Annotated in this window: 20 protein-coding genes and 3 pseudogenes; 14 read left to right on the top strand and 9 right to left on the bottom strand. The window is 66.6% G+C overall.

The window, feature by feature from the left end; translation table 11 throughout:
- Nucleotides 1-45 precede the first annotated feature (45 nt).
- From ACWCO8_RS17540 to ACWCO8_RS17530, 3 genes and pseudogenes are all read left to right on the top strand, one after another.
- Entirely contained in the window at nucleotides 46-861 is an 816-nt protein-coding gene (locus ACWCO8_RS17540) for an SDR family NAD(P)-dependent oxidoreductase (protein WP_451032935.1), read from the top strand.
- 186 nt (nucleotides 862-1,047) lie between these two features.
- Complete coding sequence (locus tag ACWCO8_RS17535; protein WP_451032934.1) at nucleotides 1,048-1,983, top strand: cupin domain-containing protein; 936 nt, start codon at nucleotides 1,048-1,050, stop codon at nucleotides 1,981-1,983.
- A 194-nt stretch (nucleotides 1,984-2,177) separates the two neighbouring features.
- Nucleotides 2,178-2,402, top strand: a pseudogene (locus ACWCO8_RS17530) (HNH endonuclease); the annotation flags it as partial.
- Nucleotides 2,403-2,426: 24 nt separating this feature from the next.
- Here the strand turns inward: ACWCO8_RS17530 and ACWCO8_RS17525 are convergent.
- The 4 genes and pseudogenes from ACWCO8_RS17525 to ACWCO8_RS17510 form a co-directional block, all read right to left on the bottom strand.
- Nucleotides 2,427-2,858, bottom strand: a complete 432-nt coding sequence (locus ACWCO8_RS17525) for a DUF4259 domain-containing protein (RefSeq protein WP_451032933.1) — start codon at nucleotides 2,856-2,858, stop codon at nucleotides 2,427-2,429.
- Between the two features lie 57 nt (nucleotides 2,859-2,915).
- Nucleotides 2,916-3,437: pseudogene (locus ACWCO8_RS17520) on the bottom strand (ISL3 family transposase); the annotation flags it as partial.
- Entirely contained in the window at nucleotides 3,436-4,002 is a 567-nt protein-coding gene (locus ACWCO8_RS17515) for a hypothetical protein (protein ID WP_451032932.1), read from the bottom strand. The pseudogene ACWCO8_RS17520 and the gene ACWCO8_RS17515, both read right to left, overlap by 2 nt.
- A 682-nt stretch (nucleotides 4,003-4,684) precedes the next feature.
- Entirely contained in the window at nucleotides 4,685-5,062 is a 378-nt protein-coding gene (locus ACWCO8_RS17510) for a hypothetical protein (protein ID WP_451032931.1), read from the bottom strand.
- A gap of 296 nt (nucleotides 5,063-5,358) precedes the next feature.
- On the opposite strand from ACWCO8_RS17510, the pseudogene ACWCO8_RS17505 reads away from it, so the two are divergent.
- The 6 genes and pseudogenes from ACWCO8_RS17505 to ACWCO8_RS17480 form a co-directional block, all read left to right on the top strand.
- Nucleotides 5,359-5,643 (top strand): annotated as a pseudogene (locus ACWCO8_RS17505) (transposase); the annotation flags it as partial.
- 33 nt (nucleotides 5,644-5,676) lie between these two features.
- Nucleotides 5,677-5,934 (top strand): DUF6221 family protein, encoded by a 258-nt coding sequence (locus ACWCO8_RS17500; RefSeq protein WP_451032930.1) that lies wholly within the window; start codon nucleotides 5,677-5,679, stop codon nucleotides 5,932-5,934.
- 70 nt (nucleotides 5,935-6,004) lie between these two features.
- Nucleotides 6,005-6,406, top strand: a complete 402-nt coding sequence (locus ACWCO8_RS17495) for a hypothetical protein (RefSeq protein WP_451032929.1) — start codon at nucleotides 6,005-6,007, stop codon at nucleotides 6,404-6,406.
- Between the two features lie 317 nt (nucleotides 6,407-6,723).
- The gene (locus ACWCO8_RS17490) at nucleotides 6,724-7,092 is read left to right on the top strand and encodes a hypothetical protein (RefSeq protein WP_451032928.1); all 369 of its coding nucleotides are present in this window, start codon (nucleotides 6,724-6,726) and stop codon (nucleotides 7,090-7,092) included.
- Nucleotides 7,093-7,171: 79 nt separating this feature from the next.
- Nucleotides 7,172-7,552, top strand: coding sequence for a hypothetical protein (locus tag ACWCO8_RS17485; protein WP_451032927.1), 381 nt, complete (start codon nucleotides 7,172-7,174; stop codon nucleotides 7,550-7,552).
- 102 nt (nucleotides 7,553-7,654) lie between these two features.
- Nucleotides 7,655-7,885: a hypothetical protein gene (locus ACWCO8_RS17480; RefSeq protein WP_451032926.1), complete on the top strand. Its 231-nt coding sequence runs from the start codon at nucleotides 7,655-7,657 to the stop codon at nucleotides 7,883-7,885.
- Between the two features lie 178 nt (nucleotides 7,886-8,063).
- Here the strand turns inward: ACWCO8_RS17480 and ACWCO8_RS17475 are convergent, their stop codons facing one another.
- The 3 genes from ACWCO8_RS17475 to ACWCO8_RS17465 all read right to left on the bottom strand — a co-directional run bounded on the left by ACWCO8_RS17475 (nucleotide 8,064) and on the right by ACWCO8_RS17465 (nucleotide 11,840).
- Entirely contained in the window at nucleotides 8,064-9,290 is a 1,227-nt protein-coding gene (locus ACWCO8_RS17475) for an acyltransferase family protein (protein WP_451032925.1), read from the bottom strand.
- A 369-nt stretch (nucleotides 9,291-9,659) separates the two neighbouring features.
- Entirely contained in the window at nucleotides 9,660-11,186 is a 1,527-nt protein-coding gene (locus tag ACWCO8_RS17470; RefSeq protein ID WP_451032924.1) for an FG-GAP-like repeat-containing protein, read from the bottom strand.
- 144 nt (nucleotides 11,187-11,330) lie between these two features.
- The gene (locus ACWCO8_RS17465; protein WP_451032923.1) at nucleotides 11,331-11,840 is read right to left on the bottom strand and encodes a hypothetical protein; all 510 of its coding nucleotides are present in this window, start codon (nucleotides 11,838-11,840) and stop codon (nucleotides 11,331-11,333) included.
- 272 nt (nucleotides 11,841-12,112) lie between these two features.
- On the opposite strand from ACWCO8_RS17465, the gene ACWCO8_RS17460 reads away from it, so the two are divergent.
- Nucleotides 12,113-16,120, top strand: coding sequence for a polymorphic toxin-type HINT domain-containing protein (locus ACWCO8_RS17460; protein WP_451032922.1), 4,008 nt, complete (start codon nucleotides 12,113-12,115; stop codon nucleotides 16,118-16,120).
- 480 nt (nucleotides 16,121-16,600) lie between these two features.
- Here the strand turns inward: ACWCO8_RS17460 and ACWCO8_RS17455 are convergent, their stop codons facing one another.
- Complete coding sequence (locus tag ACWCO8_RS17455) at nucleotides 16,601-17,371, bottom strand: transposase (RefSeq protein ID WP_451032921.1); 771 nt, start codon at nucleotides 17,369-17,371, stop codon at nucleotides 16,601-16,603.
- Nucleotides 17,372-17,431: 60 nt separating this feature from the next.
- Between ACWCO8_RS17455 and ACWCO8_RS17450 the strand changes: the two genes are divergently transcribed.
- The 4 genes from ACWCO8_RS17450 to ACWCO8_RS17435 all read left to right on the top strand — a co-directional run bounded on the left by ACWCO8_RS17450 (nucleotide 17,432) and on the right by ACWCO8_RS17435 (nucleotide 21,261).
- Nucleotides 17,432-17,905: a hypothetical protein gene (locus tag ACWCO8_RS17450; RefSeq protein WP_451032920.1), complete on the top strand. Its 474-nt coding sequence runs from the start codon at nucleotides 17,432-17,434 to the stop codon at nucleotides 17,903-17,905.
- A 66-nt stretch (nucleotides 17,906-17,971) separates the two neighbouring features.
- Complete coding sequence (locus ACWCO8_RS17445; protein ID WP_451032919.1) at nucleotides 17,972-18,337, top strand: hypothetical protein; 366 nt, start codon at nucleotides 17,972-17,974, stop codon at nucleotides 18,335-18,337.
- Between the two features lie 1,133 nt (nucleotides 18,338-19,470).
- Nucleotides 19,471-19,701, top strand: coding sequence for a hypothetical protein (locus ACWCO8_RS17440; RefSeq protein ID WP_451032918.1), 231 nt, complete (start codon nucleotides 19,471-19,473; stop codon nucleotides 19,699-19,701).
- Between the two features lie 96 nt (nucleotides 19,702-19,797).
- Entirely contained in the window at nucleotides 19,798-21,261 is a 1,464-nt protein-coding gene (locus ACWCO8_RS17435) for an ATP-dependent nuclease (RefSeq protein WP_451032917.1), read from the top strand.
- A gap of 435 nt (nucleotides 21,262-21,696) precedes the next feature.
- Here ACWCO8_RS17435 and ACWCO8_RS17430 read toward each other — a convergent pair.
- A partial coding sequence (locus tag ACWCO8_RS17430; protein WP_451032916.1) for a tetratricopeptide repeat protein occupies nucleotides 21,697-22,349 on the bottom strand: 653 nt, incomplete at its 5' end.

Here is a 22,349-nt window from a genome sequence, read left to right as displayed (position 1 = left end):
AGAGGGGGCATCCCTCCGCGAAGACCATGACAAGGACCTATGACCATGAGCAAGATCTGGTTCATCACCGGGGCATCCCGCGGCCTGGGCCGTCACTTCGTCGAGGCCGCAGTCGCCCAGGGCGACAAGGTCGCCGCGACAGCCCGGAACATCGACGACGTCGAGGACCTGGCCGTCAAGCACGCAGACGCCGTGCTTCCGCTGCAGCTCGACGTGACCGACCGGGCTGCGGCTGTCGCTGCCGCGCAGGAGGCGATCGCGCACTTCGGCCGCCTCGACGTGGTCGTCAACAATGCCGGCTTCGGCTTGTTCGGTGCGGTCGAGGAGATCACCGAGCAGCAGGCCCGTGACCAGATCGAGGTCAACTATCTCGGCGCGCTCTGGGTCACTCAGGCGGTGCTGCCGCACCTGCGCGCCCAGGGCTCCGGCCACATCATCCAGGTCTCATCGACCTTCGGCGTCGCGGCGTTCCCGCTGTTCGGCGGCCACCACGCCTCCAAGTGGGCGCTGGAGGGCTTCACCGAGTCGCTGGCCCAGGAGGTCGGCGCGCTCGGCATCAAGGTCACGCTGGTCGAGCCCGGCGCGTACACCACCGAGTGGGCCGGCCCCTCGCTGGCCGTCGCCCCGATGATCCCCGCCTATGACCCCGCCCGCATCGCCGGCCAGGAGTTCGCCAAGACCATCGTCCCCGGCGACCCGGCCGCGGCCGCCCGAGGCCTCGTGGAGATCGCCAACGCCGAGAACCCGCCGCTGCGCGTCTTCCTCGGCAACGCCGGCCTCGACTGGCTCCCCGCCATCTACGCCGACCGCCTCAAGACCTGGGACGAGTGGGCCGACCTCTCCCACCGCGCCCTGAAGTAGCCCTCACGCCACAGGGCGGGAAGGCGCGGCGCAGCGTGATATTGCAGGACCTCCCTGCGTGTCACGCTGCGGGCGGGAACCTCAGTCTCATCAAGTGAGAGCATTGATACTGATCTAGCCTGATTGCATGGTTCTACATCTCATCCGAGGTGCGGAAGTGTGTCTTGCTCGGATAGCGTGACGAACATGGATGTACTGGCCGACGTTCTAGCGTCAACAGGGTTCACGGGAGCACTCCTCGCACAGCTGCACTCCAACGGATCACAGTGGGGGTGCGACCTCAACAAAGGGGGCACCGCCGGATTCCACCTGATCGCCGACGGCGCATGCTGGCTCCAGACCGAGAACACGGCACCGATCCAGCTGGTGTCCGGCGACGTCGTGCTGCTCCCGAGGGGCACCCCGCACCAGCTCCTGGGCAGCCCGGGCGCCGAGACCCGCCCCTACTCGGATATCGCGGCCGAGAATCCTCCCGGCCGCAGGGGCGTTGTGGACATGGGTGGCGACGGCCCGCTGGTCCGCGTGGTGTGCGGGAAGTTCGAGTACGCGACGTCCACAGACCGCCACCCGGTGCTGTCGGCACTGCCAGAGGTGGTACACGTGCCCGGCATGGCAGCAGACCCCCAGCTCCAGAGCGTTGTCCGGTTCCTTGCTGCCGAGGCCACCAACAGTCAGCCGGGCTCCCGGGCGATCGCCACCCGGCTCACCGAAGTGCTGTTCGTACTGACCGTCCGCAACTGGCTGGAACGCGCCGGCGAAGCAGACTCGGGCCCGTCATGGCTGACCGCTCTGCGTGACCCCGAAATCGGCGCCGCACTGTCACTGATGCACGAACAGCCCCAGGAAGACTGGACCGTCGAGAGCCTCGCCCGCACCGTGGCCATGTCCCGCCCCACATTCGCCCGCCGGTTCAAGTCCACCGTCGGCGCTAGCCCCCTCGCCTACCTCTCCCGGGTCCGCCTCGAGCAAGCCGCCCGCCAGCTGCGGGACACCAACGACTCACTCGGCATCATCGCCCACAAGGTCGGCTACGCCTCCGAGTATGCCTTCTCCCGGGCCTTCACCCGCGAACTGGGTGTCCCACCGAGCCGCTACCGCCGCACAGCCACCGTCAACGCCTGATACGGCCTTGCACTCGTCGTCGCGCTCCGGCTCGGCGGGGTCGTGCGCAAGGCCCTGGATGAAGTACTCGTTTACGACTGCTTCAAACCCACGACTGCCAGGCAACACCACGGCATCCCCCTCCGACCCCGCGCCCGACATCCGCGCAGATGCCGAGCAGAAATACCGCATGGTTCGAATGAGGCTCCCCGCCAGCTGGTGCCTCGGCGTGGGATGCGAAGCGTCGGGAGGCGTACGCGAACGACCAGGACGCCGCGACCTCGCTCGTCGCAGTCACCGCGCGCAGCAACCGGGCGAAGGTCGACCGGGATCCGGCGGAGTGGATGCCACCGCTGCCCGAGGCGCACTGCCGGTATGTCGGGGAGTGGACCGCGACCAAGCTCCGCTTGGCTTTGTACGCGAGTAGCGGTTCTGGCTCAACTTCCGTGCTGAGTGACGCTCCGCTATGGCTGGACGTCGAAGAGGGCGATGGAAGGTGGCGGCGGAACAAGCACTGCGCGGAGGCGCCTGAGTATGGACCGCCACTGCTTCCAGTCCTCCGGGTCGACCCAGTTTGAGGCTGGCCCGTCCTCGTCGCCGGCGATGCGGGCCAGGGCTTCGTCGGCGAGTGCCCGAAGGTCGGAAGGGAAGACGGGCATAGGTGATTCCGGACCGTAGGACGTGTCAACGGGTTCGCCTCCCGGGCATTGCGCCGCGATGAGTGCAGCGGCGGCCACCGCCTCTTCTGCTTCCGTGAGATAGCCGGTGGTGTCGATCGTCCGGATGAGGACGCCTCGGATCAGGGCTTCGCGCGCCTCGGGCTCGGCGTCGTCGAGAGTGTTGGCGAAGTCCGCAGCTGTGTCGTTGTCGAAGGGTCCGGTATCCCAGGTGCCCATGCTGATCTCCCTTGCGTAAGGTCGCCCGGATCCTCGCATCAGGGACTGACAACATGACTACGGGGCAAGCAGGACCCGTTTGCGTAGAAGTTGGAAGCCTGCCCGGCCGAACATCTGGCGCTTGAGCATCTTGATCCGATTGACGTGGCCTTCGACGACTCCGGAGTTCCAGGGCAGCGTCAGGCCAGCGATGACCGCGTCGCGGTCTCGGTCGATGCCGGCCGCGAGAGTGTGGAGACTGGGAAGGTCGTCCTGGCGGACGGCGTCGAGCCACTGCGGGAGTCGTTCCCCCTGGCGCGCGGTGAGCATCTGGGCGAAGGACCGGACGTGACCGGTCAGGGCATCGAGTTCGGGGCAGTTGGCCAGGACGGCCTTGAGCCGGAGCTGTTCGATCTCGGTCAGCGTCTCGGGTCGGCTGAGGATCCATCTCGTCACCACGCGGGGTGCCGGCGGCTGCGCGGCGACCGGCCGCGGCGAGGTGCGCTTCTCTCGCAGGTAGGCGCTGACCCGGCCGTAGCTGCCGCGGTAGCCCAAGGGAACGATCTCCTCCCAGAGCTTCCAGGCGTTGGTGCAGCCCTCAGCCGCTTGGTGCTTCGAACGTATGCACCGCAGTCCGGAAGGCTTCCTGACCGGGTTGAGCAGGATTGATCAGCACCACGAAGTCCGGCAGGGCTTCCGGAACGGGCCGCCCGTCCTTGACCTGGCCGCCGGCTTCGGCCTGCCAGTCGATCAAGTGCACGACCGCTGCATGGCGGCCCTCGGGCACGGGGTGCTCGATCACGCCATCCGGGGCGTCCCCGCTGACGTCTTCGATGCCACCCACGAGCGCGCGGCCGCGGGAGACGAACAGGTAGGGCTGGGAAGCGACCGGCTGATGGGCTGTCTCCCGCTCGGTCAGCCGGGCCGGCGCGGCCGCAGTGCCCGAACGGACCAGAACACTGAACGCGCCGTCTCCGCCGACGTTGAGCGGAACAAGAGCGCCCGCCTGGATGTGACGGACGATGTCCTCGTCGTCGAGGAGTTCGTCCTCCCAGGTGTCGTAATCGACGACGGCCTCGAACCGCTGCGGATCCCACAAGACGAGCATTCCGGCGTCCGTGGCCACCGTCACCGGAGCCTCATCAAAGGGCTGCTGAGCAGGCACTTTCTCTCCTCCGGTCGTCTCGCTGGCTGCATTCGAATCAGCTGATTGTCCCAGCACAGGACGACGACAGATCTGGCGGGGCCGCGTCACACCAACACCCGGGGCCACTTCAAGCCGCCACCAGCACCGGATCCGGCGCAAACCGGGGCCACTTCAAGCCGCCACCAGCACCGGATCCGGCGCAAACCGGGGCCGCTTCGGACCGCCCGACAGGGGCCGGCTCAAAGGTTCAAGCACGGATTTCGTGAAGGCGATCAAGAGGCGGTTACGGTCTGCGGTCGGCCGGAGTCTTGCTCGGACGGCTGTGCTGGGCGGATCTCTGGGAGCGAGAATGCTCGGCATGACGACTTGAAGAGCACCGGCCGGGCGACAGCATTGGCGCAAGGTCGGGAGCTGGGACACTATTCCCCACGGCGATCGACCTATCTGCGTCGTCTGCGGAACGCCCGTCTGCTCGTACCAGTATCGCTTCCATCCGCCCGAGTCCTCGATGTTCGAGCGCGGCATCGGACTCGCGTGGTGTGCAGGTTGCAGGATCTACTCCGGCAACATGGTGCACGTCCCGCGGAAGCGAGTCCTGGTCGACCTCCTCGCCTCTCTTCCTCCTGAGCAGCGAGAGCGGCTCCTCCGTTCGGAGACGCGAGTGATCGACTTCCTGGACCGCCAAGCCCGACGGCCGAGGTTAGGGGTGGCGGCTGGCCGCGATCAGGAAGAGCCGCTTGCGCAGCAGCGGCAGTTTCGCTCTGCCGAACATGCTGCGCTTGAGGGCTTTCAGGTCGTTGACGCGGCGTTCGATGGGCCCCGAGGACCATTCGGTGCTCATGCCGAAGACGACGGCGTCGAGGTCGGTGATCAGCCCGGCGGCAAAGGAAGCCAGGCCGCACCGCTGGTCGGCACAGACATCGGCGATCCATCCGGGCAGCCGGCCTCCATCACGGTTGGTCATGATGGTCGCGAACGTCCGGACGTGGGTGGTGGCGGCCGTGAGCTCGGGCGAGCGGGCCAGCAGCGTCTTGAGCTGCAGTTGGACGTCGGCGCGTAGGTGGTTGGGGTGGCTCATGATCCAGCGGGTGGCTTCGCGAGGCGAGGGCGGCCGGGCCATCGGCGGCGGCTCGGCGTCCGGGACGCGGCGGATGGACGTAGTCGCGCAGGGTGCTGTAAGCGCAGCGGGCCCCACGTTCCTGCAGCTAGCGATGGAGGCTCGACAGGTTCGTGCAGCCCTCGGCGATCCGTTGCTCCAGGTAGGGCCGGTAAGGGTCGAGTTTGCTGGTCCGGTCTTGCCACTGGCCGTGCAGCATCGCCTCCGGGCTGGCGGCGCGGGCATACTTGCGGACGGTGTTGCGTCCCAGTCCGAGCCGGCGGGCGTCATCCCGCGCGATCCGAAATCACCTCCGCCGGCGCGGAATCCGCGCTGTCATCCCTCAGCCGTCCGACCAGGTCGGCCACCGGCTGCGGCGAGGAAGCGGCGGCGGCCGCCCACCGACCTTCGACGCCGAGGCTTACAAGCAGCGCAACGCCGTCGAGCGGTGCATCAACCGGCTCAAGCAGTGGCGCGGCCTGGCAACGCGAACGGACAAGCTCGCCATCGCCTACCAGGCCGCACTCCACCTCGCCGCGATCCTCATGTGGACCGCCGCTTGACCGCCGAAGCACCTTGCCCGCAAAGATGGCCGCATGGACGATCTTGTGGAGTTCCTCGTCGCACGCATCATGGACGACAACCACGCCTATGCCTACGTGGCCGACACCCTGGGCGGCGAGGCTCTTCTCGACAGCCATCTCCCCATGCTCGACCTGATCGAGCAACTGGTGCACGCCTACAAAGCCTTGGACCCCTCGGACTCCCGCTCGGCCGGGCTGGCATACGCGCTGCGAGTCCTCAGCCAGTCATACGCCGAGCACCCCGCCTACCAGCAGGAATGGCGCCCATAGCCTTCAAGGAGACAGGACCTAGTCCACGTAACGGAGCAGCCATCCGATCCTCGCCGTCGTTGAGCAGGCCATGGATCTGTTGCCCACCGTCGCTGCGCCGGGTGTCATCGAGAGGGCCGAGGCCCTGGCCGATGCCGCCTGCGAGCTGCACGACGCCGCTGGCACTCCGGCCTGCTGGAGTGCGGCCGCCGTTGAGGACGCAGTCGAGTCGATGGAGACCACAGCGCTCGCCTTGGCGGCCGCCCACCCCGACGCCGCCGCAGCGACGCTTGCCATCGGGCAGCAGTTGGCCCAGCTCCGCGAAAGCCTCGGCCTTCCGCCCGGCCAGCAAGCCGCCAGCCCCGACCATGGGCACCAGGAACAGCTCGTCGTACCGCAGGCCTCGCTCCGGCGACCACGCGCGCGGCGCGGGCTCGGCCCCGGATACCAGGGCCTGCGGATTGCGTCCAGCCGAACCGCATCCGGCCGGTAGGCGAGTACGGGCGCGGGAGCCCGCCCGTGCCCCCGTAGGCGCGCCGAATCGTTGATGCGCGCGGAGCGGACCGCACCGCTCGTCTATGGGTCTCGCGCGCCGTCAACCGCGCAAGACCCGACAGCCCCCGCCTGCGCCCCCGTGCCGGCGGGGTCTGTCGTTCACTACACGCCCGCCCCGCGGGCATGTAGTGGCCTTGTTCCTGTCGCCCGGCTCCGGTGCTCCTGCCGGGCCGTCGGTGCTGGGCCGGCGGCGAGGCGCGCCCGCCGGCCGATGAAGCGGGGGCGATGGGTGTCGTATCACGGACTATGGCGGGCATGGCCACTGATCACCCCGCGGAGCGGGGCGGTACCGGACGCGACTGGTTCGCTGCGTTCTCGGATCGGGCGTCGAACGCCACCAGTTCCCCGCTGTTCTATGTGCTGTGCGTGCTGCTGGTCCTCGGCACGGTCGTGCTGCACCTCGTACACCCCCCGTTGCCCTGGCTGATCTTCGCCGGAGACGTGATGGCGTCGGTCAACCTCCTTCTACTCGCCTTGTTGAAGAACAGCGAACGGCGCGACACACATGCTGTACAGCGCAAGCTGGACGCGATCGCCGCAGCGCTGCTCGAGCAGCACGAGGGCACGAGCCACGAAGCGGCCGACGAACTCCGGCGCGCCATTCGCCTGGAGGAGAAGGAGTGAGGGGCCACGCCGCGACCACGCCGGATGCGACCACCCCTGCGCGAGCGGTCAGTCGACCTCCATGTAGGTGACGTTGAGGATGCTGCCGGGCGGTTGCTCCGGACACGATCCGGATGCCCGAGGGCGCGGTAGTGAACTTCTCGCCCTGGCGGGCGGCGGCGCGGGCCTTCTGGGCCGCGGTGCTCTGCTTCTTCGGCAACATGCGATCCACCGGGCCGCCTGCGGCAACGGGCAGAGGCCATGGCGCGAGCGGGTCATTCGGCCGGCGGCCGGTACGACGCGCCCCCGCGGATCGACCCGGCCCGGCGCCCGTCGTGCGGTACGCCGCCGCCCCACACCGATCATCCCCATCGACCGCGGTGCCTCCCAGTTCGCCGTCCTCGCCTACGTCCAGCACCTGTGCGAGACCGTGCTGCGCTCCAACGACATCGACACCCTGGCCGACTTCGCTGCCGACTAGGACGAGGCGGGAGCTCGCACCTTCGCCTGCCTCCTGTACAACCTCGGCCGGCGCGAGAGCGCGCTGTACTGGTGGCGTTTCGCCGCCGGTGCAGGTGACCCATTGGCCGCCCACATCCTTGCCGCGCACCACGCGGCCGTCGGGCAGAGTCCTGACGCCCGCCTGTGGCGTGCCATCGCCCTGCTGCTCGGGTTCTGCGATCAGCACCTGCCCCAACCGCTCCGCCACAGCACCGAGGTCGTCGATGGGTTCGCCCGCGAGATGCCATGGGACACCGAGATACGCATCTTCATGCGTTCCGTTCGCCTGCTCCAGGAGCTCGCCGCCCGCTGAGAGCGAGGTTCCGGGGTGGTGTCCGGTGAGATATGGCCGCTAGACACCACCCCGGACGCGTGACCGCCCAGGGGTGGGTTATCCCGACTCGGCAGAGGCCGTCTCTCCTGCAGCATCAGTGCGATACATCGTGTTCGACTACTACGGGATGTGTACCTGGGGCCTGGTCAAACGCATGTCACCTGGTGGCGGCGAATGCCGGCTCGTGCACGAGAGGCTTGTTCAGGAGGTCGGCATCCGGGGCGGTCGCGGGAGTGAGCGCGGGTGCTGCAGTGCGTGCGGGGGCAGGTGTGTTCAGCCGGATCTCCTGGATCCCGCTTCGCATTCCTGAGCGCAGGCGCTTCGACAGCGGGCGTTCCACGCAGAGGTGGATCAGCCAGGCCAGGACCAGCATCGCGGCCGTCACGGAAACGACGAGCGGAACCGGCGGGACGCGGTCGCGGAAGTGGTGGATCAGGGTGATGCCGATGGCCATGTGGATGATGTAGAGCGGGTATGTGATCGCTCCGGCGGTCTTCAGCCAGCGCCACTGGATCCGGCTCAGGTACCCGAGTGCCACGGCGGCGATGGCGAGGAAGCCGGCCGTGATGACGACCCGTGCGGGCCAGGTGGGCAGCTGCTCGGAGAGGTGTCGGCCGAGGTTCACGTTCATGCGCCCGCGGACGTAGTGCTGGGCGAGGAGGAACTGGACGCCGACGATGGCCCACAGGAGCATGGTGGGCCGGTAGCGGTGCATCAGGTAGAAGGCGATGCCGGCGATGAAGTAGGGCGCGTACTGCGGCATCGCGAGGAACTGGAGGAGCCGGAAGCCGGTGGTCGGCGCGGCGACCGCGGCCAGGGTCCAGACTCCGCAGAACAGTATGCAATTGCGATATGTGACACCGCAGAGCACGACGATCGCGAAGAGCGCGTAGAACTTGAGCTCCACGAACAGCGTCCAGTACGAGTGGTCCACGTGCCCGACGCCCAGGCCGCCCTGCATCATGGTCAGATTGACCAGGACGTCGCTCCACTCTTTGATCTGGCGCAGTTCCGGGATGCCGGGCACGAGCCACAGGGTGAGTGCGGTGAGCGCGATGCCCGCCCAGTACGCGGGGAAGAGTCGGGACACCCGGGAGACGGCGAAGTCGCCGACCGTCCGGCCCCACACGCTCATGCAGATGACGAATCCGCTCACGATGAAGAAGATCTCGACGCCGAGCCAGCCGAACAGTGCGAAGGGGCGCAGCGCCGGGAACACCTCAGAGGTGTTCCGGCCCCAGGCCGTGCTGAGGCCTATGTAGTGGTAGAGCACCACGACGAGCGCCGCGGTGATCCGTATGCCGTCCAGCGCGAAGAGACGTGTGCCCGGCTCTTTCCTGCTGCTGGCTCGCCTGGTGCCGGGCATGGCGATGCCTTCCCTCATGTGAATATGCCACAGGGACCTTACAGGAAGTTCACATGTGCTCCACAACCGGAATGGTGGCGTCCAATCCCACGGGCGGGGCGCGTACCGCGCGGCCGCCCTACCTCACCGCCGATGGCCGGAACGAGGCCGCCCCGCAGCCTTGAGCGGGCCACGCCGCGCAGTCACGACCGCAGCGAACGGCCGCCCTGTCCGACCTCGTGGCTGCATCCCGGATGGCGTCCGGCCGTGAAGCATCTGCCCCTGCCGTGGACGCCGGCTGGAGTCGCCTTGCACTGGTGTGGCGCGTAGGGAATGGCGCAGCGTGTCGACTGGGCCCTGGTGGCCCAGCCGACACGCTAAATGTTCCGCTTTAGGTGTTTAGTCAGACTATGTGAGATGAAGGAAGGTCAGCCAGCTGGTTCCGCCGGTGAGGGCCGCGCTGCCGCTGGCGATTTGGCCGTCGCCGAGGCCCTTGTACTTGTGCATGGTGCCGTCGCCCCAGATGGCGAGGACGTCGGCGATGCGGTCACCGTCGACGTCGGTGCCTGCCATGAGCTTGACGGAGTCCCAGGTGTCGGCGCCGGTGGTGACGCGCTTGCCTCCGGCGACCTGGCCGTTGCCGAGGCCCTTGTAGAAGTTGAGGGTGCCGTCGTTCCAGACGGCCAGGGCGTCGGCGAGGCCGTCGCTGTCGAAGTCGCCGGCGACGAGCTGGCGGGTGGTGCCCCAGGTGGCGGCACCGGTGTTGATCTTGATGCCGGATGCGAGCTGGCCGTTGCCGAGGCCGGGGTAGAGGTGCGCGGTGCCGTCGGTCCAGATGGCCATGATGTCGGCGTTGCCGTCGCCGGTGAAGTCGCCGGCGGTCAGCTGCTTCATGGTCTTCCAGGTGGCGCCGCCCTGGGTGACGGTCTTGCTGGCGAGGGTGCCGCCGCTCCCGTTGCCCGGGTAGACGTGCATGGTGCCGTCAGTCCAGATGGCCATGATGTCGGCGACGCCGTCGTTGGTGAAGTCGCCCTTGGCCAGGTGCAGGGTCGCCTTCCAGGTGGTGCCGCCGGGCTGGGCGAACCTGGTGCCGGACAGGCCCTTGTCCTTGTCGCCGGCGTAGACGTGGGCGCTGCCGTCGCCCCAGATGCCGACGAGGTCGCCGAGGCCGTCGCTATTGAAGTCGTCCTGGACGCGGAAGGCCGTCTTGGCGACCCAGGTGGCGATGTCGTCGACGCGGGTGTCGACTGCGTTGGTGCGGGTCTCCGCGGGATCGGTGCCGAGGCATCCGCCCTGCCAGGAGCGCGAGTTGACGGCAACGAGCTCGGGGGTGCCGTCGACCATGCGCAGGGCGGGCCCGCCGGCGTCCCCCTGGCAGACCGTCGCGGTGTCGGAGCCGTTGAGGTTCAGCGAGGTGGCTGTGCTGGAGGCCACGGTGAAGGTGCCGGTGTGGAGCTTGTTGGGAGCCCACTCGGTCTTGGTACGGCCGAACCCGGCCTTCGTCAGCAGCTCGCCGGTGGCGGGCGTGGTCGAGACGCGCACAGGGGCGATGGCCGGGTCGAGGACCTTCGTCGTGAGCTTGACCATGACCAGGTCACGGTCGGGGTGGGGGACGAGCTCAACGGCCTTCTGGGTGCTGCCACCCGCCTGGGAAAGATCGGTACGGCCTACGGTGACCGTCGTGGGGACCGCGGGCGCGCCGGCGGCGGGCTTGCCGTCAGGTGCGAAGCAGGTGGCTGCGGTCAGGACCCACTGGGTGTCGACGAGCGCGCCGGTGCAGGCGCCCTGCTCCCCGACGGTGATCTTCGCCGTGAAGTTCAGCTGCGCTGTGGCGTCGGTGCCGGTGAGAGCAGTGGCGGGAGCGGTAGTCAGCAGGGTGGTGAGTGCGGCAGCGGCGCTGGTGGTCCACACCAGGCGTGAACGCTTCGTGGTCATGGGTTGGATGTTCCTCGGTGCTGGAAGGCTGATCGAGATGCCCGCAAGCCCGTCGGATCGCAGGGAAGCCACGATGCGACTGCTTCCTGGGCGCGATCCCGGTCAGGGGGCGGAGAAGGCGTGGTGGGTGAGCGTGTGGACTGCTCAGCCGGTGATGCGGAGCTCGACCAGTACGGAGCGTTCACCGTTGTTGCCGGCCTCGCCGAAGGTGCCGAGAGAGTTGGCGGGGACGTTGAACACGGTCTGCTCGCCCCCTGCGTTGATCGTGGCCTTGACGGCGTGGTCATCGGTCGTCATGGAGAAGGCGTCCGGTATTTCGAGCGTCAGCCATCCGGTGTCGGAGGTGACCTTGAAGCAGAAGCCGCCGTACACCAAGCGGGAGTCAATATTGATGTCCCAAGGCCCCGTGCACGGGACCAGGGTGATGTGCCCGTCGCCCCGCTTCAGGGTGATGCGCTGTTCCTGAAGGATCTTGTCGGCGCCCGGGTAGCTGAAGTTCTCGACCGCCACCGGCATCTCGGTGGCAACTTCCGCACGGGGCGCAGTCTGCGGAGCCGCCTGCGCACCTGACGTCAGGAGCATCGCTCCCGTTGCAGCGGCAACGATGCCCGAGGTTCCCAGCGTGAACGCCTTGCGGGCGTGTGACATGGCCATGTAGTTCCTCCCCAATGAAGATCAGATAGCGGACTGCCCCCCTCCGCTTGGCAAAAGTAAATCACATGTAATGTTCTTGTGAACGTGCTCCACGAGTTCACCGAACTGTGGAGATTTCGCGCCGTGTTCACGGGTCTGGGGGCTCCGCGTGACCGGCTCTGGCGATCGCGTCACCCTCGTATTGACTAGCTTCGGACGATCATGTCCGTCATGTCCGAGTGGCAACGGGATGTGCCAAGTCATGCCCTTTTTCGACTTGGAGGAACGGTCAGGTGAAGCAACTTTCACGCCCCGGCTGGGTGGGGCGTAGGAGGGCAAGCCGAAGCGTCAAGCGCAAGCCGGCTTCGAATGCCCATCGGGCTTTCGCAGGTTTGCTGGCTTCGGTGATGGTGTCAGGACTGCTGGGTACGACACCGGCGATCGCGGAGGAAGCCGACCTGCCGCCCGACCGCAGGCTGGCCGTCGACTACTGGATGGACGGCGGCACAGGAGTCAAGGAAGCCGCCGAGCGGGCCCTCCTTGGCACCGACGCGGACATTGAGAAATTCCTTGCGGACAAAGAACTGATCCAGCAGATCGACGACCGCGTGGATCTCAGCCGGATCATCAACGCCGGCGGTCCGTCGGTCCGCGAGGCGGCTATGGCTGCGCGGCGAGGCACCCCGGCGGATGTGGAGGCGTTCCTCGCGGGCGGCTGGAAGGCGCCGCACCAGATTGACCAGCGGGTTGAGGCCGCAAAGGCCATCAACTTCGGTGACGTCGGAGTCAAGGAGGCCGGCGAGACCGCCCTGAAGGGCACGCCCGCGGACGTCGAGAAGTTCCTGGAAGAAGGACAGCACAACGCCCGGAAGATCGACGACCGCGTTCAAGTGTCAAAGATCTACAACTCGGGCGGTCCGAACATCAAGGCGGCCGCCAAGCTCGCACTCCAGGGCACCTACGACGAGCTCGTCGAGTTCCTTGAAGTGGGCCAGTTCGTGGCACGCAACCGCGACCAGGAACACGCCACCATCGCCCAGCTGACCGAGCAGGCCAAGCTGGCCGGCAAGCAGGCCGAAGACGCGACCAAGGCCGCGGAGGAAGCCAGCCAGCGCGCGACGACCGCCTCTGTGCTGGCCAAGGAGGCCGCGCAGACGGCTGCAAAGGAGACGGAGGCAGCCAAGAACGACGCGACGCTCGCCGCGGTCAAGTCGAAGCAGGCCGCCGACGCTGCGAGGGCCGCCGCCGAGGCAGCCCAGACAGCCATCGGCGCGGCAAACGCGGCGAACCGTTCAGCGAAGATCGCGGCGCTGGCAGCGGCGCAGACCGCGAACGCGGCCGCGGCTGCCGCAGACGCCGCGAACCGTGCCTACAACGCCGCCATCGCGGCAGGCCAGGACAAGGACCAGGCCGGCAAGGCGAACGAGCAGGCCAAGGCAGCACGCGCGGCGGCCAACCTGGCCACCCAGTCCGGAAAGGCCGCCGAACAAGCCGGCAAGGCCTCCCTCGCCGCCGCCGCGGCAGCCGCCGCGTCCAAGAACGCGAGCGGGAACGCCGACCTCGCCGCCGACGCTGCTGACGATGCTGCCGGCTACGCGGACGCCGCCGGCGTCTCCTCCGCCGAAGCACGGGCCGCCGCGACAGAGACCCGCCGCCACGCTAACGAGGCCAACCGGGCTGCCACCGCGGCTGAGACCCTGGCCCGCAAGTCGGCCACCGCCGCGAATGAGGCTCGCGATGCGGCCAACTCGGCGGCCACGCACGCCAACAACGCAGCCGACGCGGCGGAACAAGCTGCGGCCCACGCAGGCGAGGCGACGGACGCAGCAGCAGACGCCGCCGAGAAGGCGAACGCCGCCAAGGTCGCCGCCGATGCGGCAACCGCAGCGGTCGCCACCGCGCAGAAGACCTTCGACATCGCCCGAGCGGCTGAAGCCGAAGACCTGACCACCCGCACCGCTGCCGCTGTCGAGCGAGCCAAGACCCAGAAGACCATTGCGGACGGTTTCACCTCAGAGGTCGCCGCAACCGTGGTCGAAGGCAAGGCCATCGAAGACGACACCAAGGCACTGAGCGACCGGCTCAGCCAGCCCGGCACCGACAACGCGGCGATCGCGGTCGAGGGGCGCAAGGTAGCCCTGCGCGCGCTGAAGTACTTCGGCGCCTGGCGCCAGGACACCGCAGCCGAAGCCCTGTCCGGCACAGACAACGACGTGCTCGACTACCTGCGCACCGGCTGGAAATCCGCCCAGCAGAGCGAAGTCCGACAGCAGGTCGCAAACCTCGCGTCCAACAGCCCCTACGCAGCGGTGCGCACTGCCGCCACCGAAGCGCTCAACGGCACGGACCAGCAGATCGCAGACTTCTACACCGACGGACAGCACACGGCCGCCGGGACCGAGTACCGCGTCCTCGTCTCGAAGATCCACAACGCAGGCGGGGTAAGCGTCAAGGAAGGAGCCGAAGCCGCTCTCTCCAACGGCAGCATCCAGGCACTCCTCTCCTTCATCAACAACGGCCAGTACACCGCCCGACACACGGATGAACGCGTAGCCGCCAGCAAGCTGTACAACGACGGAGGCCCCGAGGTAAAGGCTGCGGCCAAGGTCGCCCTGGCGGGTCCGGCCGACGAACTCCACAACTTCATCCAAGCTGGTCAGTACGTGGCCGATCGCAAGGACCAGCTGGCAAACAACCACATCGCCCAGGTGGAGCGACTGATCGCCGAGGGCGGCGTCATCGCGGCCAACGCGCAGCGGAACCGCTGGCTCGCCGCCAAGGCCGCAGCCGACGCGAAGCATGCTGAGGCCGACGCCATCAAGGCCGCCGACGAAGCACAGAACAGCGCCAACCTCGCCACCCAATACGCTACTCAGGCCGATGCAGCAGCGGACGACGCAGAAAACAGTGCTGCCAAGGCTGCCAATTCAGCCAATAGCGCCCGCAACGCGGCCAACCGAGCACAGCAAGATGCTGTAGCTGCCGAAGAGTCCGCGGCACAAGCAGAATTCTCCGCCAGCTACGCGCGCTCTTCGGCGCTCATGGCACAGGAAGCGAAAACCGAGGCTCGTACGGCGGCTCTGGAGGCCGGGAAGAGCGCCGAAGAAGCGGATAGCTCGGCCTCCCAGGCGTGGGATCGCGTTGTTAAACTGCGCGAAGCTGAAGAAGCCGAGGCACGCCGCAAAGCCGAACAGCAGCGCAGTTTTGTGCGAGATGAAGAAAACAAGCGGCGCTGCATCATCAACATCTATCGGGACCACCTTCCGCCCTGCGCGGTGGCCTCGAGCAAATACGAGATCGTCGTTCCACGGGCAGATCCCGCAAGCGCGCAATTGGCCATGGAAATGTTTGGTGTCACGGATGCCATCGCCTGTGCCAAAAACCCCGCCCTCGGCGAATGCCTCATGGCAGGAATGTCACTCCTGCCGATCGGCAAGGTGAAGCTCCTTGGGAAGGCATTCGATGGTGTCGGCGACATAGCGAACGGCACGCGAGCGGCGAAGACAACTGCGAAATGCTTCCAGTGCTTCCCGGCTGGCACAATGGTTCTCATGGCGGACAGCTCCGTCAAGAGAATCGAATCCGTCACTCCGGGCGACAAGGTTGTTTCCGCAGACCCCAGCTCCGGTCAGACGGCGCCAAGTCTCGTGACGAACGTTATCGCCACTGAACACGACAAGGAATTCAACGAACTCACCCTCCAAACCAGTCGTGGCAGGGAGCGGATTACCGCCACCAGTGAGCACCCGTTCTGGTCGGCGTCAGATAAATCGTGGACCAATGCCGCCGATCTTCGCCAAGGTATGACACTGCGGACAACCGATGGGAGCTCCGCAGTCGTCGATGGAAATCGAGCATTTAAGCAGAACGCGCGCACGTATACCCTCACCGTCGATTCTCTCCACACCTACTACGTCTTGGCCGAGACCACCCCGGTCTTGGTTCACAACGCAAGCTGCCCCGTCGGTTTCACGGATCTGGGCGGAGATCGATTCCAGTCCCCAGGCGGACTCATCTATGGGCCCGGATCGGAACACAAACATCGGGTTCCACACGTCATGGAACACACGCGCCCAGACCCGTCAAAGCTCACACACAGTGTATTCAAGGACACTGACCAGGCAGACGTTCTCTCGCTGATCGACGAGGGATGGTCAAAGCGTGGCGCGCCCCACCCGAAGGACCCCGCCAGGTACATTGTTCCGATGGGGCGAGAAGTCGGGACAGCCGGTGAGAAGAATCTCCGAATAGTGGTCGTACCAGGAACAAATAGAGTAATCACTGCATTCCCTCAGAAGTGACTACTCCCGCCCCGATCTATCTAGGAGTCTGAATTGATCTGGTGCCCCAGGTGTGAACAAGGATGGGTGGTGCTGTGTCGCATCCGCGGGAGGAGCGAATCCTTCCTGGTATGCAAAGAGTGCGACACCGTCTGGGAGGACGTCGATCCAACCAGCAGCCCTCCCTTCGTGATCCTCGAAGAGTACGCCGCCAGGTTCGACGTGAGTCCGCTCTGGTCCAACCTTGAGCGCCTGGAAGGTGACTCGGAAAAATAGAGGTAATACTTGGCGGGGTCTGCATGTCGGTTCGCCCAAGCGATCCGACATGCAGACCCCGGCGCGATTCATCGAAATTTCGACCGCGTAAATGAGCTGCGTTCAATATGGGCGAGTCACGCGCAAGCTGATTTTCGACCGTTCCGCATCATCGCCTTAAGGTCTGTCCCGTAAATGATCTCTGAGTCGTCTCGGGCGCGGCTGGCCGCTGTGCGGCCCGCTGGTCTATCCGGCGAGGGCGAGGTTGTGCATCCGTGCGATGCCGAGCATGGCCTGGTGGATGCCGTCGCCTTTGAGGCGGCAGTCGCGGAGGATCTTCCAGGTCTTCATGCGGGCGAAGACGTGCTCGACGCGGGCCCGGACCTGCTTGTGGGACTTGTTGTGGTCCTCCTTCCAGTCCGGGAGTTCACTCTGGCCGCGCTTGCGGCGGTGCGGGATGACCAGGCCGGTGCCCGGGTATCCGCCGTCGGCGATCGTGAGGGTCTTGCCGACGGCGGCCTTGGCGCCGGACTCCTCCCACGCCTTGCAGTCGTTGCGGTTCCCGGCGAGCGGCCGGCCGACCACGACGACCAGGCGGGTGTCGGCTTCGATGACGACCTGGTGGTTGGTGGAGTACCGATAGTTCTTCGACTGCTCGGCGATGGCGTGGTCACGGGTGGGGACCAACGTGCCGTCCACGATGAGCACGGCATCCTTGGCGAACCGTTTGCGGGACTGGAGCGCGAACATCGGCCCCAGGTGGTCGATGATCCGGTCCGCTGCCGACTTCGAGATCCCGAACAGCGGGGCGAGCTGGCGCATGGTCAGGTTCGTTCGCCAGTACGCGGTGACCAGCAAGGTCCGGTCTTCCAGTGGAAGGCTCCACGGCCGGCCCTTGCGGACCGAGTCCGCACCTGCGCGACGCAGCACCGTCACCAGCTTCCCGAAGGCGCGCGGGCTCAGCCCGGAGAACGGTGCTATCCAGGACGGCTCCGACGCCGTGATCACACCAGCCACATCGAAATCATCTCGCCAATGCGACCACTTCTGCTCAGGACCGTGGTCGACCATCCTGCTATGACCGAAGGTGACCGCCACGAGGCGTCCACACGCTCGTTCCTTGCATGCGCAGCCGAAGTGGCTCGCCTGCTGGACCTTGAGGCCGCGGCCGACGTGCCTGAAGACCGACGTGCGCGGCACCTGGCCGGAGCCGCACGAAGGCCACTGCTGGAACGCGTCACCCTGTCTGAGGAGTTCTTCGATCCGCTGATGGCTGCTGCTGTCTACGACCCGGATCCAAGCTTCTGCCGCTGGTTCGTCGAGCCGGCGCTCTATGTATTCGGGCGCCGCAGGGTCATGACAGCATTGCTCGGTTATCTCCGCACGGGCACGACCGGGGAGCAAGCCGGTGCCCGGCGAGCCTGGTACTGCGCACATCTTCCACTGCGCGCCGACCGGTCACCGGCCTACGCGCCCAGCGGAAGTCGCGAAGCGGCCCTGGATGAAGTAGGCGACGTGGTGAACCAGTGGCGGAAGTGCCCGGCAGCTTGATCACAGTGCCTCAGAGAGCCACCGGGGCTCTCGTCGGCCGTTCTCCTGAGCTGCGACACTCTGCGCGTGAGTTATCCCGCGACAGACCAGCTGTCCTCCGCCGAACGCGCCTTCATGATCAACGCCACCGAGATCGACATCCTCCCCGGTGTTTGGGGTGACCTCGACGAGCCGCTGGTCTCAGGGCCTGCCTCGGATCTCGTCCCGATCCTCCTTCCCCTCGTCGACAGAGGATGGATCGAAGTGTGCCGGGTCGTTCCCTGGACAGCGGCGGATGGCGCTCTCGGAGAGCAGCCCGGTCCCCCTATCCCGAAGCAGGACCTTCCCGCTGTCCTGGCGGACGCCGAGAACTGGGAGTACCCGCCATCCGGCACGTGGCTGGGGTGCCTCACACTGACCTTCACCGAAGCAGGACAGATGATCCCCCGCTGACACGCAGCCTCAACGGCACCCCCTCCACACCATGCTCGGGCGTCGCCCTCCTACACAACCTCACCCTCACCGGATGAGGCACAGCGTCGCTGGTCAATCGGCATACCGTAGATCATTTACGGGACAGTCCTTAGGGCGCGAGCCCCGGGGACGCATCCCCCCGCCGGAGGCGTTCCCTGAACCGCGCCTCGCGCACTCACTCGGGCCACATCGTGGTTCCCCGCCCATCAACCCGAGCCGTCAGGCGTGCGGTCGGCGGTCGGGCTGGAGCGGGGCGGAGACAGGAGCGCAGGCCCGGGCGACGGGCCGCGCGCGCCGCGCTGTGCGCGGCGGGTGCCTTGATGAAGTAGGGAAAGTCTTATCGCGCGTATGGGCTCCTGACCGCCGTAAACGTTCGGCTCCGCGTCGTCATGGGATCCTCGGGCACGGTCAGATCGTCGTCACCATGAACGTCTGTCTGTACCCGCGTCATCCAAGACATGTAGCGCGCGGCCGTGAGTCACGTGGATCGGCTGCTCAGGCTCGGCCCCGGTGAGGTTGACCCTCCGCCTTGATGTCAGATGTAGATGCGAAAGGCCCCCGCCATGATCGGCGAGGGGCCTTCGTACTGGTGGGCACGGACGGTTTCGAACCGCCGACATCTGCTTTGTAAGTTCGCCCAGGGCCTCGCTGCGGGGCGGGAGGTTTCCCATGGCACCGCGTGCTGACCATGCGCCCCGTCAGCCGACGGCAGCGAGTGTTCGGCCACGTTGCCGTCAGATGCTGCCGTCATGCCAAACCGAACAGCGCACAAGGGCTGCTTCCCCATGGAAGGGTGGAGCAACTCCGCACCGAAGGGGCAAAGCCATGTACGTTCTGTCGGACGGGTCCGCAGATCGATTCGTGGCGGCGCCCGGTAGCCTTCACCAGCTGCACCTCATCGAATACCAAGGCGGCCTGCGTCTATGCGAAGACGAGACAGGGCTGCTGGTCAGCCCGACCGATCGACGGCTTCAGCGAGCTGGGCTCTACGTGACCAACGTGCAAGGGCCAAGTGCTACTCGGAGGCAGCCCGCCGGGCAGATCTGAGCCCAGGGCGCCCTCTGCGGCTGGCACCCGAGGCCGACAATCCCCATGACCCCTTTGCTGTGGTCGTGCAGCCCAACTACGGCAAGGAGCCGACCGGCTACGTGAACAAGCAGAAGGCTCGCCAGTGGTCCAAGGTGATTGCTGACGGGGCCCGGCTCTCAGCAGTGAGCTTGCGTGGGACGGGGCCGGGGGTGGACTGCGAGGCGGTTGCAGTCCTGGCGGCCGCGCCTGAGGTGCTGGCCCACCTCACGTCGCCGCGGCCACCCGGTCTCGTTCAACTGGCCTACCTGCAGTAGTTGTGGGCCCGCGTTCTCCCACGTCCGTGCACGTCAGACTGCAAGGCAATGGCATTTGCCGCACGACCGCCCACACAGCACTGGGATGATGTGCAGATGAGTCACGATGACAGGGTCCGGCGCCTGGGCAAGAAGTTCACGAACGCGCGCTACTCAACGTTCGGGCCTGTGCTGTTGGAGATGACCGTGCAGGGCTTTCGCGGCGTCGCGGACCTGACCCTGGAATTCAAGTCGCCGGTCACTGCGATTTCTGGTCTCAACGGGACCGGGAAGAGCACGGTGGCACAGCTCGCAGCCGCTGGCTTCCGCCAGCCCCCCGACCACGAGTGGTACCGCTACTACGTGAAGGACTTCTTCCCGGTCTCGGTCGCCGACCCGTCCCCGTTCACCTCCGGCGCGCACCTTCAGTACCTCTATGCCACGGACAGCGGCTCGCAGACGGTAACCGTAAGCCGGTCGGCGAAGTCCTGGTCAGGGCAGCACCGGCAGCCTGCACGCGCCACCTATTACCGCGGATTCGCGCAGTTCATCCCGAAGGTGGAGCGACGGGACCTGTCCATCTACGGCGCGGCCAGCTTGGAGCTCGGAGAGGCGAATCCGCTCGACCCGACCGCAGCGCAGCATGTCGGGCAGATCCTGGCGGTCCCGTACGACCATCTCAGCTTTACTGAGGTCCTGACCGCCAATAAGACTGCGACACTTGCCATGGCGGGTCGTGGAGGCCGGCGTTACTCCGAGAACCACATGGGGACAGGCGAAGGCCGAGTCCTGTACATGGTGAACACCCTGGAGACGGCCCCGCCCAAGAGCCTTGTCATCTTCGAGGAGCCCGAGACCTCCCTGCACGGCGACGCTCAGGTCCGCCTCGCCAAGTACTTCGTCGAAGTGGCTCTTCGACGAGGGCACCAGATCATCATCACCACGCACAGCTCCGCGATCCTTGGGCAGCTCGGCCGTGACTCAGTCGTCTACCTGCGGCGCACACCGGCAGGTGACGTAACTGCCACCCACGGGCTGAGCACATACCAGATCGACTCGCATCTCCAGCGGGAAGGGCGAACGCCTGGGGGCATCACGGTATGTGTTGAGGATGACTTCGCGCGCTGCCTCGCCAGCGAAATCTTCCGGACGGTGGACCCTGATCTCCTCACGGGCTGCTCGTTCCTCACAATCGGAGGAGGCCAGGAGATTCCTGCGGCGGTGAAGTTGCTGCGCGGCGCAAACGTGCGCGCTGTCGGGCTGAGCGACGGGGACATGCCTCACGATGGGTCCGGTGGAGTGCGCACTTTGCCTGGGACGGAGCCACCGGAGAGGGAAGTCTTCGCCCATCCTGCAGTCAAGGACTACTTTGCCGCAGCGCCGTTCCAAATCGATCTCGACGAGGTTCTGGCCGGCGTCTCCGACCACCATGACTACGCCAGGACAGTGGCGGCTCGTCTCATGATGGATGAGCCCGCAGTGGTGAGTGTGGCCTGCCGGACGTACGCGGCTGCCCACCAGGCAAGCGCTTTCAATGATGTGGTCGGCTTCGTCCGCTCAGAGGTCGGTGACCGGCGGTAAGTACCACGTACGTCGCTCTCCAGTGAGGCTCTGCCAAGCTACGCCAAGAAGACCGCTACCTCATCTGGCACCACCAGGAGTCTCTGCCGACTGCCGTCGAGCCAGCACCAGAGGCTCGATGCGTAGAAGGGACTTGGCCGCACCGGCCGCCGCGCGCCACTGACCTGCTACTCAGCCGCCCTCCGAGCTGACGCCGTTGGTTTCTTCTCGGGTATTCACCGGAGGCTGCCGTTCCGGCAGTGCCCTGAGGATGTTCCATCTAGTTTCTGAATTATCGCGACTCATGCAACTCAACGCGTCTCAGCGCAGGTCAGAAGGGGGGATCGCAAGATACTGATCGCGACTCAGTGCGTCTCAGATTGCGGCTCAGGCCCCGCGCCCTGAAGAGACCACCCGGCGGTGGGAGTGGTGGTCTCTTCAGGGCACCGGAGCGTGCTATCCGATCCCGAACCTCCGGTACCGCCGGCGGCGGCCCAGGGCTTGCTGCGCATGGGCGAGGTTGTTACGGCTGGAGAGAGTGTGTGGGTGTTCGGGGCCCAGGAGGCGGAGGGTGTCGTCGAGGTTCTGTTGATGCAGGTCGGCAGCTTCCTCGTGCCGCCCGAGGTGATGAAGCGCGGCGGCGAGGTTGTTGCGGCTGAAGAGAGTGTGTGGGTGTTCGGGGCCCAGGAGGCGGAGGGTGTCGTCGAGGTTCTGTTGAAGCAGGTCGGCAGCGTCCTGATGCCGCCCGAGTTTGTCGAGCGCGGCGGCGAGGTTACTACGGCTGGAGAAGGTGTCGGGGTGTTCGGGGCCGAGGTTGCGCAGGCGGTCATCGAGGTTCTGTTGGTGTAGTTCGGCAGCTTCCTGGTGCCGCCCGAGAAAGTGGAGCGCGGCGGCGAGGTTGTTGCGGCTGGAGAGCGTGTCGGGATGGTTGGGGCCAAGGAGGCGGAGGGTGTCGTCGAGGTTCTGTTGGTGTAGGTCGGCAGCTTCCTGGTGCCGCCCAAGGTTGTGTAGTGCGGCGGCGAGGTTGTTGCGGCTGGAGAGCGTGTCGGGATGGTTGGGGCCAAGGAGGCGGAGGGTGTCGTCGAGGTTCTGTTGGTGTAGGTCGGCAG

This window comes from Streptomyces sp. NPDC001927 (assembly GCF_053594455.1).
Note: the sequence above shows the minus strand (reverse complement) of the source record. Positions and strands in the feature narration are given on the sequence as shown.